Source organism: Arthrobacter sp. ISL-28, from assembly GCF_018613875.1.
GTDB lineage: Bacteria > Actinomycetota > Actinomycetes > Actinomycetales > Micrococcaceae > Arthrobacter.
The window spans coordinates 165009-178985 of the sequence record NZ_JAGGPJ010000015.1 but is presented as its reverse complement, the minus strand read 5'-3'; the positions used below and the strand labels follow the sequence as shown (position 1 = coordinate 178985).

The window sequence follows — 13977 nt, the reverse complement described above, 5'->3', positions numbered from 1 at the left end:
CTATAGACTGCTTCAGGACAAGGAGAAGGATGACGGAACAGCAGCGGCGCCCCACTCTGATGGACGTTGCCCAGGCAGCCGGCGTTTCACGGGCGCTTGTTTCCATCGTGATGCGCGGAGCCCCCGGCGCCGCCGAGCCCACGAGGCAAAAGGTCCTGCAGGCTGCCCAGGAGCTAGGCTACAGACCGGACAGCCGGGCAAGGCTGCTGCGCAGCAGCCGCACCAGGCTGCTTGGCCTCAGTTTCTCCAGCTCCCAGCCTTTCCACGCCGAAATAGTGGACGCCGCCTACGCCGAGGCCGAGACACGCGGCTATGAAATAGCGCTCAGTGCCGTCGCCAGCGGCCGACCCGAAACCCGGGCCATTGAATCGCTCCTGGACTTCGGCTCTGAAGCCCTCATCATGATTTCACCTTCCCTCAGCACGCATGACCTTGCCCGCTACGCCAGCCAGGTGCCTGTCGTCAGCCTCCTGCGCGACGACGTCGGTGAAGCCGTCGATTCGGTGAGCAGCGACGACCACGCAGGCATCAGCATCGCAGTTGACCATCTGGTCGGGCTGGGACATCGACACATCGTTCATGTAGACGGCGGAACAGCCGTTTCCGCTGAGCAGCGCACCGCGGCTTTCCGTTCCGAGATGCAGCGCCACGGCCTGGAGGCTGTTGTAGTGGCAGGTGGTCTCAACGAAGAAGACGGGCTCAGGGCGGCCCGGTCGCTGATGGGAAACCTCCCATCAGCCGTTCTGGCCTTCAATGACAGATCCGCCCTCGGCGTGATTGAAAGCTTCCGCGCAGAGGGCCTGCAGGTTCCGGCCGACGTCTCGGTACTCGGCTACGACGACAGCCAACTGGCCCGGCTCAGCTATGTGCAGCTCTCATCCGTCAGCCAGGATGCTCCGTTGCTCGCGGCAGCGGCCGTCAACAGGGCAGCGGACCGGGTGGAAGGAGCACAGGCAGCCGCCCATGTGGTCAGAACACCGCACCTCGTTGTCCGCAAAACCACCTCCACGCCCCGAATCTCCTAACAGCCCACGAGGACGCCGTCCTTCAGCTCCATCGTCCGGTGCGCATGGGCCTGCGCAAAGGCCAGGTCATGGGTGACGATGACGACGGCGGCGCCGCGGCCGGCGGCCGCTGACACGGCGGCGGTCAGCCGCTCAAAGCCGTGGGCATCCAGCGCAACCGTGGGCTCGTCAAGGGCAAGCACCGCGGGCTCCCGGGCCAGGACCGTTGCCAGTGCCAGCAGGCGCTGGCCCGAGCCGGGAAGCTCATGAGGATGGACGTCTTCCGCACCATCCAGTCCCACGGACGCCAGCGCCGCGGCGGCCTTCATCGGCGCATCCACGCCAAACAGGCGGTCCAGGCCAAACAGCACTTCCCGCTGTGCGGTCCGTTCGAACAGCTGGTCGTGCGGGTGCTGGAACAGCAGCCCCAGACGCTCCGCGACAATGCCGGTGGGGACGCCGGCGATTCCCACACCGCCCACGCGGACTTCCCCGTCCAGCGGCCTGAGCAGCCCGTTGAAGAGCCGCAACAACGTCGACTTCCCCGCGCCGTTCGGGCCCGTTACCGCAACGACTTCTCCCGGCACCACGCTGAAATCCACGTTCTGTAGCAGGCGTGAAGACCTCGGTCCACTGGATTCGAAACCGAACGACACGCCGTCGAGCTCCAAGGCAGGTGCCGCGGCGGTGGGAGCTGAGGTTGCGGGTACAGGGCGCGGCCCCTGCGCCCCGCCGACGACGACTCCGGAGCCCGCCAGCAGGTCACCGCCAAGCAGTTGGCCCGGGCGGCCGGCAGCCATCACGCCCCCGTCCTTCAGGACGAGCCAGTGCGACGCCAGCCGGGTCAGCTGGTCGACCTGCTGGCTGAGCACCACAACGGCCACGCCCCGGTCCAGCAGGTCACTGATGAGCTCCATCACCGTCCGGGCCCCGGCGGCGTCCAGGGACGCCAGCGGTTCATCAAGGATCAGGACACCCGGGTCGTCAATAATCGCGCACCCAACCGCAAGCCGACGCAGCTCTCCCCCGGACAGGGTTGCCGGGTCCCGTTCCAGCAGCCCCGTGAGGCCGGTCCGGCGGGCCGTTTCAGCCACAATCCGCACCATCTCGGCCCGCTCCGCCCCGCGGTTCTCCAGCCCGAAGGCGAGCTCCTCCTCCACGGTGCCGCGCACGCCAGAGAGCATGGCCAGGGCATCCTGCGGCACGTAACCCACGTGATCGGCCCAGGCCGCAGGGTCGATCCGGGGATCGTCGTCTGTACCAGAGAACACCAGGGAGCCGTCCTCCGGGTCTCCGCCGGCGTCCAGGTGCAGTGTTCCCCGGAGGACACCGTCGCGTCCGCCCGCCAGCCAGGCAGCCAGCAACCGTCCCAGGGTTGACTTGCCGCTCCCGGAACCGCCCAGCACCGCCGTCAGCCGGCCCGGTGCTGCCTCGATCTCCACACAGCTCAGCGCCGGCGTGGACTCACCATGGAAAATGAAAGATCCGATGGCTGCACGCAGTGTGATCCGGGCGGCTCCGTCCCCGTTCATGACTGCCCGCCTGGATAGGACGCCATAATCCGCAGGACCACCGCGGCGGCGGCCAGCAGAAGGGCACAGAAGCGGAAGCCCCGCTGGCCCATTGAATCGCTGACTTCCCGGTAACTGGATCGCGGGCCTGGACGCCGGAATCCCCTGGCATCAAGCGCCTGGGCGCGGGTTCCGGCGTCGTGGACGAGACCCAGCACCAGGGGGACCATTTGCAGCCGAATTGCATTCAGGCGGCTGCGGAGCCCCTTCTCCACCACAAGGCCCCTCGACTCCTGCGCCTGGCGGACTTTCTGGAGCCGGGCCGCAATGATGGGAGCCAGCATCAGCGTGGATGCCAGCACGTAGCCGAACTGCGGCGGAAGACGACGGGAGTTCAGCGCTGCGACCAGCTCCGGGACCCTGACGCTGAACGAGAACAGCATCGTCACCAGGACGAAGGCGGAGGTGCGCAGCCCCATGTCGAGGGCGAAGCCGATGCCTTCGGCCGTGACCCGGGCAGGTCCGAATCCCAGCAGCACGGTACGGCCCTCGGGGTAGAAGAGTCCGTGGATCACCAGCAGGGAAAGCCAGAACGGTGCCAGGATGGCGCCGCCGGCGAGGAGGACACGGCGCGCGCTGCCCGTGGCCGCTGCAAGCGCCACGGCACCGGCCGCAACCATGAGGGAGACGGGCCAGCTGGATGCCGCCGTCGTAATGGCCAGTACCGCGGCGGCCGCCGCCAGCAGCGTGAGCGGATGGAATCGCGGCGTCACCTTGTCAGGCGCCCCGCTGGGCCGGAGCCTTCCCCGCGAGAACGTTGAAGCGGCGCACGAACGGGAACTGGAAGGTGGTGCGGCGCGGAAGCGCGTAAACCAGCATCGCCGCGATGGCGAACACAATGGCCTTGTCCATGGGATCCGAAATCAAGGCCTGCTTGGTGATGGCGGCAAGCAGCGTATCGCCCATGGCACGGAAGGCGCTGACGATGGCGCCGGTTCCTGCTCCGGACGTTCCGCCGAAAACGAAGGCAGCGATCGGCGCGGAGACCACGCCGGCAACGATGCCGGTGACGAAGCCAGCGACGGGGGCGAGGTAGAAGCGGCGGAACAGCCCGTAGCGGGCGGCGGTGCCGGCGAGGAATCCGATGAGCGCTGCGCCCGCGGCAAAGGGAAGGACTGTGGGGTTGATGAAAGACCAGACGATACTGCTCAGGGCACCGGTGGCTGCGCCGGCAGCAGGGCCGGCGAGGACCGCAATCAGCACTGTGCCGATGGCATCGAAGTAGAAGGGCAGGCCGCTGGTGCCCATGAGCTGCCCGAGCACGATGTTCAGGACCAGCGCCACCGGCATGAGCACCACCGTCGAGGTCGGGAGTGTGGGCAGCACTGCGACGATCAGCAGGACGGCACCGAGCAGGAACCCGCCCAGCGCGACGAGTGCGGAGACGCTGCCGAGTCCGCCGGCGATGTCGGCAGGCTGCGTCAGCACCAGGAAGACGAAGGTGGCGGTGATCGCGGCGGCGCCAAGAAGTTCGAGCAAGCGGCGGCGCCGGCCCGCTTGCTGACCGGGGGTGGGGAGGGTGAGCGACGGCTGTGACATGGCAAATCCTTAGCTGATGACGGCGGGTCCCGCACCCTTGGCGTGATCTTCCGCGTACGCAAAATCGGGCACCTATGTCACCTCGGCGCGCCTACCATCCTACCGATCCGCGGGCGCGCCGTGCTACGGCAAAACGTGCCGTGCTACGGCAAAATCCGCCGTGCTACATGTCCAGGCGGTGCGCAGGCGGCGCGAGCGTGCGGGCAAGCGAGCCCACTGACGAGATCAGCTCGTCGAGGCACTGCGCCGGATCGTTGGTCGTGACGATCCGGGCGTTCGGCGGCTCGTTCCAGATGCCGCGGAAGTCCGCCACGGTGGTGCCGATGAGCCGGGGGGACAGCGTTTCCACATGCACTGTCGCCGTCCGGGCCTCCACGGGCGTGCGGCCGATGGCGACGGCGGCAGCAAAGGCGTCGTGCATGTGGGCGACATATCCCTGGTCATACAGCCGGTGGAATTCCAGGTAGAACCGGATAGCGTCGGAAAGGCAGGCCACAAGCGGACTGTCCGACGCGCTGCGCTGCCCATCCGGCTGCTCCGGCAGCACAAGCTCCGGCGCCCTTGCCCCCGCCGCCTCCCCCAGCCTTTGCAGATGCTCCGGCCGCAGTTCGATCCGTTCCGTGGTCTCCAGGGCGCACACCACCGGCAGGCTGTCCTCGGGAAGACCGGTGTACGCGGCGAAGACTTCCTGCGCCGCATGCGGGTCAACCGACACGTTCCATTCCGCGGTGGGCGTCGTGTTGCCCTGGTAGTTGAAGCACCCGCCCATGATGACCAGTCGCCTGAGCAGTCTGGGCAGTTCAGGCTCTTGGCGCAGGGCCAGCGCGAAGTTGGTCAGCGGGCCAGTGATGAGACCGGTGATCTCCCCCGGGTGTGCCCGGACCGTGTCAACCCAGACGTCCACGGCATGGCGCTCGGATACGGCCTGTGCCGGCGGCGGGAGCTCCGCATACCCGATTCCCTGCGGACCATGGGTCTCCTCGGTGGTCACCAATGGAATCTCCAGGGGCACGTCGGCCCCGATCGCCACCTCAATCCCGCTGCGTCCGCAGAGTTCCAGCAGCGCCAGGTTGTTCACGGCTACCTGGCGGGCTCCCACGTTTCCCGCGGTGCAGGTGATTGCCCGGATCCTCACCTCGGGCCGGGACAGCAGGTAGACCAGCGCGAGGGCATCGTCGATCCCGGTGTCGACGTCCAGCAGAACGGATGGCATCAGAACAGGGCCACCTTGGGGGTCTGCGGGAAGATCGCGTCCAGCTCTGCCAGCTCGGACTTGCTGGGCACCCAGGCAACGGCTTCGGCGTTCTGCCGGACCTGCTCCGGCCTGGTCGCCCCCGCAATGACGCTGCTGACCGACGGCTGTGCCGCGAGCCAGGAGAACGCCACCTGCACTTCAGTGAGGTCGCGCGCGGCAGCGAAGGCGCTGAACTGCTCCAGCTGCTGCCAGTCGGCGTCGTCGACCAGGTAGGTTCTTGTGTGGCTCAGCCGCGAGCCTTCCGGCGCCTGGTGCGGCGCATACTTTCCAGTCAGGAGCCCGTTGGCGAGGGGGAAGTAGGGCAGCACGCCGATGCCGTACGCCTCGGCCGCCGGGGTGACCTCCAGCTCGGCCCGGCGGTCCAGCAGGTTGTAGTGGTTCTGCGCCGAGATGAAGCGCGCGCCGCCCCTTGCCCGGGCCACGAATTCTGCCTCGGCGATCTGCCAGCCGGCGCGGTTGGAATGGCCGATGTACCGGACCTTGCCGCTGCTCACCAGTTCATTAAGCGCGTCGAGGGTCTCCTCGATGGGCGTCAGCGGGTCCGGCGTGTGGAACTGATACAGGTCGATCCAGTCGGTGCCCAGCCGCCGCAGGGATGCCTCTGCGGCACGGATGATGTACTTGCGGGAGCCGCGGGCGCCGTAGTCCTTGCCGTTGGTTCCGCGCATGTCCATGCCGAACTTTGTCGCCACCACGGCCTCGCCACGCCGGCTGCCCAGCGCCTTGCCGAGCATGGTCTCGCTCAGGCCGGGCTCGCGCCCGTAGGAGTCAGCGACATCGAACAACGTCACACCGGCGTCCAGGGCGGCATGCACGACGGCGTCAGTCCCCTCCTGTGATTCCGTCACCGTATTGGCGCGGCCCAGGTTGTTGCAGCCAAGTCCCACAACGGAGACGGTCAGGCCCGATTTTCCAAGACGGCGGTATTCAGTCATGGAAATACCCTATACGGGCACCCGGATCAGCTCAGCTCGCGGGAAACTCCAGCCCATGCTCATCCAGGGCATCCTGCAACTGGGCAAGCGTCTTGGGAGACATGCCCGGGAGCTCGGTGACCCTGCGCTGGCCGAGGCGGACGAGCTGCTCAAGTGTCTCCACCCCGGAGTGCGCCAGGGTTCTGCGGGCAGGCGCGGCAAGACCCCGCGGAAGAGGTGTTCGGCCTGGCTGGACTGACTTCGGCGTCATGGCGCTCTGCCTTCCATTGAGCTGCTGGGCTTTTAGTTAGAGGGTAAAACCGGTGGCTGGCTTGGGTGAGTGCTTGAGTTTCAGCGCCGTCGGATCGGTGAACGGTGCGGAGCCGATGCTCAGCTTCGTGAAGTCCAGGTCTTCACCGCGGATGCAGACCTTGATGGCGTTCACCGCTTTATTCACATCGGGGCACAGGCAGAAGATGTTGAGTTTGGAGTCGCTGAATTCCGAGCGCTCCACGGTTCCCAGGCCCCGCCAGGCAAGGTGGCTGATGAGGGCGTCCTTGGCCTTTTCCTCGAGATACCGGTCCCGGCTGGTGCCTTCCCTGGTCTTCAGAGCGTACTGGGCCACTACCCAGAACTGCTCCTCGTCCGGAATTTCGGCGTAGCCGTCCTCCGCGCACTGAGCCGCAAACGCATCCATCAGCCGCTCTGCCGCCTCGGCATCCGGGACGTCCGTCTCCTCGGTTTTGCTCTGGTGCCCCACTGCCCCATGGTTCATGACGAACTGGCTGTAGTCCTCATCGAACCAGGCCTCCCTGAACTGGAGGGCCCCTTCTGCATCACGCTTGTAAACACGGATAATCCCGCTCATGCCCGTCCTTTTTCTGGATCGCCCGCGGACTGTGCCGCTGAACGGTGGATGGTGTGCCTCTACGGCCTGGTAAAACAGCCAGCACTCACAGCTGGGGCAGGCTTCCGGTGGTGGGATGCGCCTGCCCCGGAAGCGGCCGTGCGAACGGCACCTTGGTTCCCAGGACCTGGGCGACCACGTCGTGGGTGATCTGCTGTGCCGTGAGGCCAACGCGTTCCAGGACCTGGCTGCGGGTGCCGTGGTCAAGGAACTCAACAGGCAGCCCGACTTCGTTCAACGCTGTGTCCACGCCGGCGGACCGCATCTCCTGGCGGATCCTCGACCCGACGCCCCCAGCCCGCACGCCGTCCTCAATGCAGATCACCAAGCGGTGCCGGGCGGCGAGGGCGACGATCGATTTCCGGACCGGGAGGACCCAGCGCGGATCTACGACAGTGGAGCTGATGCCTTGCGCGCCGAGCCGGTTAGAGACGTTCAGCGCGAGCTCGGACATTGCACCGACACTTACGATCAGCACGTCGTTTTCGCTGGACTCTGCCGGACGGCGGGCCAGCACGTCCACACCGTCACTGAGCCGCTCGATGGCTTCGACCTCGGCGCCGACCGTGCCCTTCGAGTAACGGATCACCGTAGGCGCGTCTTCGATGGCCACGGCTTCACGCAGTTCCTCGCGCAATCTCGAGGCATCCCGCGGGGCCGCCAGATGGAGCCCGGGAATGATCTGAACCATGGCCATGTCCCACATCCCGTGGTGACTGGCGCCGTCTGGCCCTGTGACGCCCGCACGGTCCAAAACAATGGTCACCCCCGCCTTGTGCAGCGCCACATCCATCAGCAGCTGGTCGAAGGCCCGGTTGAGGAACGTCGCGTAGACGGCGACGACAGGGTGCAGTCCGCCGAACGCCATGCCGGCCGCCGAGGTAAGGGCGTGTTGTTCCGCGATGCCGACGTCGAACACGCGGTCCGGGTGCCGCGCCGCAAACTTGTGCAGCCCCACAGGGATGAGCATGGCGCCGGTAATCCCGACGATGTCCTTGCGCTCGTCCGCGATGTCGGCAATTTCATCAGCAAAAACGGAGGTCCAGGACTTCGCGCCGCCCGCTTCGGTGGGCTCGCCGGTCTCAGGATCGATAATCCCGACGGCGTGGAACTGGTCCGCCTCGTGCGCCCTTGCGGGTGCGTAGCCGTGGCCCTTCTCCGTCATGGCGTGCACGATGACGGGGCCGGCGTAGTTCTTGGCAGTGGAGAGGGCGTGTTCCATTGCCTGCAGATTGTGCCCGTCCACCGGACCGATGTACTTCATGCCCAGGTCCTCAAACATGCCCTGGGGAGCCCACCAGTCCTTGATGCCTTTTTTCATCGCATGCAGGCTCTTGTACGTGAACTGACCCACAGGGCCGCCGTCCTGGAGCTTCTTCTTCCACCAGTCCAGGGCCCGTTCGTAGGCGGGGGTGGTGCGGAGCGAATCGATGGTGGGGCGCAGGGACGCCAGGTAATCGGCAAAGCCGCCCACGGTGGGGGCATAGGACCGGCCATTGTCGTTGACGACAATGACCACGCGGCGGTTCTTGTCGGCCGCAATGTTATTGATGGCTTCCCACGCCATGCCGCCGGTCAGTGCGCCGTCGCCCACGACGGCGATGACATAGCGGTCGCCTCCGCCGGTCAGCTGCCGGGCCCGGGAGATTCCGTCTGCCCACGACAACGAGGAGGAGGCGTGCGAACTTTCGACGATGTCGTGCTCGGACTCAGCGCGGTCAGGGTATCCGGACAGGCCGCCCTGCTGCCGGAGGGTGCTGAAATCATGGCGACCGGTGAGGAGCTTGTGCACGTAGGACTGGTGTCCGGTGTCGAAGACGATACTGTCCCGGGGTGAATCGAAGATCCGGTGCACCGCCATGGTGAGCTCGACGACCCCGAGGTTGGGGCCCAGGTGACCGCCCGTCTGGGAGACGTTGCCAATCAGGAATTCCCTGATTTCAGCGGCCAGCTGATCCAGCTGCGCTGCGGACAACTTGCTAAGGTCCTGCGGATTCCGGATAGTCTCCAAGATTCCCAACGGCCCCTCCTTCGGGTGGTAGACATGCCTATTAACTCTAACGCCTCCGGACTGGGCGCGTTGTCAGAGTCGGCCGGCCCGGCCGTGCGCCACCGAGCCAAGGCGAAAGCGCCATGGAGCTACACGAAAGAGCCCCGCGCTAAACAAAAGAGCCCCGGCCGGTCATTGGCCGGCCGGGGCTCCCTTGCCTGATCTGCCAGGGGCAGGTTCCGCTAGTTTGCGGAGATCTGGCGCAGTACGTACTGAGGCATGCTTCATTGGCTCTTTTCCGCGCTGTTCGCAGGTTCGCCCTCGGCTCCACCACACCGACAGCACAAAACACCTGGTCAGAGGCGCTTCACGAGGCGCGAAGGGCACTACCGCGTAGCTGATGAAGCACCTCAGTTCACATGCTTCGGTTGCTGTATTCGACCGCTGCTCCTCCCTTGGATACGGACGCACGCGAGTACAAGCGCAGCGCACACCGGCGACCAGAACACTGGCGGAAACGCAGGCCGAGCCATCCGATCTCTGCAGTGCTACTCGAGGCCCTCCAGGAGGCGGGCGCAGGTTCGACCATCGGGCCAACCAGCGAGACACCCCCAGATCCGGCCGAGGCAATCCAACGCCGACGGGTCAACGCGCTGCGGAAGCCCCACGTCCCTCGAAATCGAGGGAGTCAGGAGCGGAGCGGTCTGGTATCAAGACGGTACTGATGTGGCATTGAGGCTCCAGCTCCTATTCCCGGATGAGTGCAAACGTCCGTGATTGCGTAGCTGTCGTCACCCTGAGGATGAACTGAATCTTTCCGGCCTCCGTCGTGCGGACGTCGGGGTCACCAGGCACTCCGGCCGGAGCTGCTGGCCCGTCCATGTGACTACTTTCAATAGGAACCCACTTGGGATTTTCGCTTGTCACGGCGCTGCCCTTCATGATGCCGGAATGGCGGTGAAGTCTGCCCATAACTGGGCATCATCGTGCCGCCGAACTGGCAAGCAATAGCTCGAACTGCTCACTGGCAGGGGCCAGGAGTTCCTGCGGACCGTGTCCCAGACCTCCCTGGAGTGCTGCTCCATAAGGCGCAGACTCATCCAGAGCCCCCACGACAGTCCGCTCCGGGTTGCTTAGGTCCACGATGCTTCCCAGTGCGGCACCGAGAGCTTCATGAGGTTACCTTCTCAATGATGTTCAGGGCCTTTTCATACGGTAGTGGGAAGCCGTCTACGCGGCCGATGGGAAACATGCCGAGCACGCGCAGTGCCTGCGGATCAACTGCGAGGCCATGCTCGACGAGAGCATCGAGCAGGAGGGGTCCGGCGACCGGGTGCGCGAGGACCTCGTCGACGCCGGAGTCCATGGAGATCGGCAGCTCGACCGGATGGCCCTCGATCCGGACTGTGGTGGACGAGCGGATGTCCCTGCTCGACGCTCCGGCCTCGACAAGGTATTCGCCGCTCTCAAGGACCCAGCCATCAACGCGGACGTCCCAGTACGCCAGCTCACTGCGGCGCAGCACGATCTCGGCGGCGGCGGTCTCCCCCGGCGCGAGGTCCAGTAGCGCGAATCCTTTGAGCTCGCGCGGGGCGCGCTGCACCACGGAGGAGTCGAGCGAGGTGTAGACCTGCACCACCTCGCGGCCTGCGACGTCACCGGTATTGGTCACCGGGACCGTCACCAATGTGTCACCGTCGTCTTGGACCGTGGCTGTCGGTTCCCCGTAGGCGAACGCCGTGTAGGAGAGTCCGTGACCGAAGGGATAGGCGACTTCGCGGTTGGCTGCGTCGTAGCCGCGGTAGCCAACCAGGACCCCTTCGCCGTAGCGGACGTGGCGCAGTTCGCCGGGGAAGTTCCCATGCGAGGGAGCGTCCTCCAGCCGCAGCGGGATGGTCTCAGCCAGGCGCCCGGACGGATTCACCGCGCCGAAGAGGACGTCGGCGGTGGCGGGGCCGCCGGCCTGACCGAGCAGCCAGCCCTCCAGGATCGCCGGGGCGTCCTCGGCAAACGGCAGCGTCACGACGCCGCCGTTGGAGAGGACGACCACGGTGCGCGGGTTCGCCGCAAGCACGGCGTCGAGCAGCTTGTTCTGGACTGGCGGCAAGTCAAGTGACGTCCGGTCGAAGCCCTCGGATTCTTCGGAGAGCGGAACACCGAGGAAAACCACAGCCACCTCCGCAGCCGCGGCTGCAGCGACGGCTTCCTCCCGCAGCCCGGCCTCGTCACTGGAGCCTTCGAAGGCGAATCCGGGGGCGAAGACAACCTCCCGGTCCGATGCAGCGCGGATCGCGTCCAGGGCGCAGTCGACGCGGGTGGGGTTAACCTGCGAGGAACCGCCGCCCTGATAGCGCGGTGTGCGGGCGAACTCGCCGATCACGGCGATCCTCGCGTCCTTCGCCAAGGGGAGCAGTCCGCCGTCGTTCTTCAGCAGCACCATGCTGCGCCCTGCAGCCTCCCGGGCCAGGGCGTGATGGGCGTCGGCGTCGAGCGGGCCGGTCTGCCTCGGACGCTCTCCGGCCTTCCGGACAAGGTCCAGGACGCGCTGCGCCACGGCATCAAGCGCTGCCTCGTGGAGCGAGCCGTCCCGCACGGCCTGGACGATCTGCGCGTTTGTCCGGCCGCCGCTCGCAGGCATCTCGAGGTCCATGCCGGCGGCGACGCCGGCAACGCGGTCGTTAACCGCTCCCCAGTCGGAAACGACCAGGCCCTTGAAGCCCCACTCGCCCCGGAGCACCTCGGTGAGCAGCCAGTGGTTCTGCGAGCAGAAGGTGCCGTTGATCGCGTTGTACGCCGCCATGACTGTCCAGGGCTGCGCGTCTTTCACGACACGCTCAAAAGCACGCAGGTAGATCTCCCGCAGCGGGCGCGGGTCCACGTCGCTGGAGACGCGGAGCCGGTCTGTCTCCTGGTTGTTGGCGGCGAAGTGCTTTAGCGACGCGCCCACGCCCTGGGACTGGAGACCGCGGACGATCGCGGTTCCCATCACGCCGGAGACGATCGGGTCCTCCGAGAAGTATTCGAAGTTGCGCCCGCACAGCGGGGACCGCTTGATGTTGATGCCCGGGCCCAGCAGCACGGCCACGTCGTGCAGCGCGGCCTCCATTCCGAGGGCACGTCCCACCCGCTCCGCCAGTTCCGCGTCCCAGGAGGAACCCAGGGCGACGGCCGGAGGGAAGCAGGTCGCGGGCACGCTCCCCGTCAGGCCTAGGTGATCGCCCTGGCCCCGTGGCTTGCGGACGCCGTGCGGGCCGTCGACAACCGTGATCGCGGGGACGTCGGCGCGCTCGATCGCCGTGGTTGCCCAGAAGCTGCCGCCGCTTGTGAGTGAGGCCTTCTCTTCGAGGGTGAGCTGGTTGATGTCGGTCATGGTGACGTCCTTCCCAGTGCTTGGCACTGCGGCTGCGGCGTGTGGTATTCGGCGTACGTGATGGTACGGAGGTGTGGGTGACTGTCCTGGCTCATCAGCGGACTCCCCTGATCTTCGTCACCAGCAACAGCCCAACTACGGCGGCGGCGATTGAAACCGGGAAGGCCAGGGCGTATGCGCCCGTAGCCGTCACGACGATCGAAGTCACGATGGGGCCGACGGTCTGGCCAGCGGTCGTGGACATGTTCAGGATCGCGAGGTCCTTTCCTGCCTTCTCCTTGTCGGGCAGCACATCGACGAGAAGTGCCTGGTCCACGGACATGTAGATGCCATAGCCGAGTCCAGCGATACCCGCGAAGAGGTACAAGCCCATCGTGTTCGGCATGATCCACGGCATCGCGATGCCGACGGCGAACAGGAGGCTTGAGAGGATCACCGGGAGTTTTCGCCGCTTGATCAGGTCGGAGATGGGGCCGGAAACCGTCGAGCCGATGAGTGAGGCGACGAGGGTGATGATCGCCATCGTGGCAATCGTGGCTGCGGATTGCTCCTTCGTCTGGCCGACGTAGTCCTGGATGATGTACAGCTGGTAGGCCATGATCATCTGGTAGCTGATGAGCATGAAGAAGCGCGATCCGAACGCCCAGTAGAAGTCAGGTGCTTTCCGGGGCGGGGCCATGGAGATCAGCACGTCCTTGAGGTTCCTGCTTGTCGCCGGAAGGTCCCGCGCCGAGGGTTCCCGGGGCCAGAGGATGACTGCCACGACGCCGCTGATGAGCACGAGGCCACCGCCGACGAGGAAGCCCGCCGTCAGGTTGCTGATGAACAGCGCTCCGATCAGCACGCCTACCGAGACGCCAACGGCGACGCCGGTGCCGTAGGCAGCGGAAACTGTACCCCGCGCCGACTGTGGAACCCGGTCAGAGAGCACAGCGACGGCCGGGGCGAGCAGCATGTTCAGCGAGACTTGGAAGACGCAGAACGCGGCGATAATGGCGACTGGTTCATGCAGCCATCCAAGCGACGCCAGCGACAGGCCGGAGAGCGCCGTCCCGGCCAGGATCCACGGCGTCCGGCGGCCAAGGCGGCTGCGCGTCCGGTCGGAGAGGTTGCCCCATACAAAGTTCGACACGAGCGCGAACGCCGTTCCAAACGCGTTGACCGCACCCAGCAGTCCCGCAGGGTTCTCCACTCCCAGGTCCGTGAGCTGTTGAGGGAGCACGACAGCGGCGACGACCATAAGGCCCGCGATCCAGAGGAAGCCGAACACCACGAATCCGATGCCGTATCGGAAAACTCCGGCGCGTGAGACTGGCATGGCTTGGAGCATCGCGGTGGCCGTTCCGACGGCGGAATCACTTGTGACCGGCGGCTGAGGTGCGCCAGGGGCGACTGGTTCAGACATGGCGTCTTTGCCCTTTCTTTGG

12 protein-coding genes are annotated in these 13977 nt (G+C 66.2%); 1 reads left to right on the top strand and 11 read right to left on the bottom strand.

Features of this window, described 5'->3' with window-relative positions; translation table 11 throughout:
• Positions 1-29 precede the first annotated feature (29 nt).
• Positions 30-1025, top strand: coding sequence for a LacI family DNA-binding transcriptional regulator (locus J7E80_RS12375; protein ID WP_215051937.1), 996 nt, complete (start codon positions 30-32; stop codon positions 1023-1025).
• Here J7E80_RS12375 and J7E80_RS12370 read toward each other — a convergent pair.
• The 11 genes from J7E80_RS12370 to J7E80_RS12325 form a co-directional block, all read right to left on the bottom strand.
• On the bottom strand, positions 1022-2536 hold the full coding sequence (locus J7E80_RS12370) for an ABC transporter ATP-binding protein (RefSeq protein ID WP_215051936.1): 1515 nt from the start codon (positions 2534-2536) through the stop codon (positions 1022-1024). The two genes, J7E80_RS12375 and J7E80_RS12370, sit on opposite strands and share 4 nt — an antisense overlap.
• Positions 2533-3288 (bottom strand): energy-coupling factor transporter transmembrane component T, encoded by a 756-nt coding sequence (locus J7E80_RS12365; RefSeq protein ID WP_215051935.1) that lies wholly within the window; start codon positions 3286-3288, stop codon positions 2533-2535. The genes J7E80_RS12370 and J7E80_RS12365 overlap by 4 nt, the downstream gene beginning before the upstream one ends.
• A 4-nt stretch (positions 3289-3292) precedes the next feature.
• Positions 3293-4114, bottom strand: coding sequence for an ECF transporter S component (locus J7E80_RS12360; protein ID WP_215051934.1), 822 nt, complete (start codon positions 4112-4114; stop codon positions 3293-3295).
• A gap of 163 nt (positions 4115-4277) precedes the next feature.
• A complete protein-coding gene (locus J7E80_RS12355; protein WP_215051932.1) occupies positions 4278-5327 on the bottom strand; it encodes a nucleoside hydrolase in 1050 nt (349 codons plus the stop codon).
• Positions 5327-6304: an aldo/keto reductase gene (locus J7E80_RS12350; RefSeq protein ID WP_215051930.1), complete on the bottom strand. Its 978-nt coding sequence runs from the start codon at positions 6302-6304 to the stop codon at positions 5327-5329. The genes J7E80_RS12355 and J7E80_RS12350 overlap by 1 nt, the downstream gene beginning before the upstream one ends.
• A 31-nt stretch (positions 6305-6335) precedes the next feature.
• Positions 6336-6554, bottom strand: coding sequence for a helix-hairpin-helix domain-containing protein (locus tag J7E80_RS12345; RefSeq protein ID WP_215051928.1), 219 nt, complete (start codon positions 6552-6554; stop codon positions 6336-6338).
• A 36-nt stretch (positions 6555-6590) separates the two neighbouring features.
• Positions 6591-7151 carry a hypothetical protein gene (locus J7E80_RS12340; RefSeq protein ID WP_215051926.1) on the bottom strand — a complete coding sequence of 187 codons (561 nt, stop codon included), beginning with the start codon at positions 7149-7151 and terminating at the stop codon, positions 6591-6593.
• 85 nt (positions 7152-7236) lie between these two features.
• Entirely contained in the window at positions 7237-9210 is a 1974-nt protein-coding gene (dxs, locus tag J7E80_RS12335; protein WP_215051924.1) for a 1-deoxy-D-xylulose-5-phosphate synthase, read from the bottom strand.
• 717 nt (positions 9211-9927) lie between these two features.
• Positions 9928-10062 carry a hypothetical protein gene (locus J7E80_RS24295; RefSeq protein ID WP_285291845.1) on the bottom strand — a complete coding sequence of 45 codons (135 nt, stop codon included), beginning with the start codon at positions 10060-10062 and terminating at the stop codon, positions 9928-9930.
• 289 nt (positions 10063-10351) lie between these two features.
• Positions 10352-12550 carry a glycoside hydrolase family 3 C-terminal domain-containing protein gene (locus J7E80_RS12330; protein WP_215051923.1) on the bottom strand — a complete coding sequence of 733 codons (2199 nt, stop codon included), beginning with the start codon at positions 12548-12550 and terminating at the stop codon, positions 10352-10354.
• A gap of 94 nt (positions 12551-12644) precedes the next feature.
• Complete coding sequence (locus J7E80_RS12325; RefSeq protein ID WP_215051921.1) at positions 12645-13955, bottom strand: MFS transporter; 1311 nt, start codon at positions 13953-13955, stop codon at positions 12645-12647.
• Positions 13956-13977 lie beyond the last annotated feature (22 nt).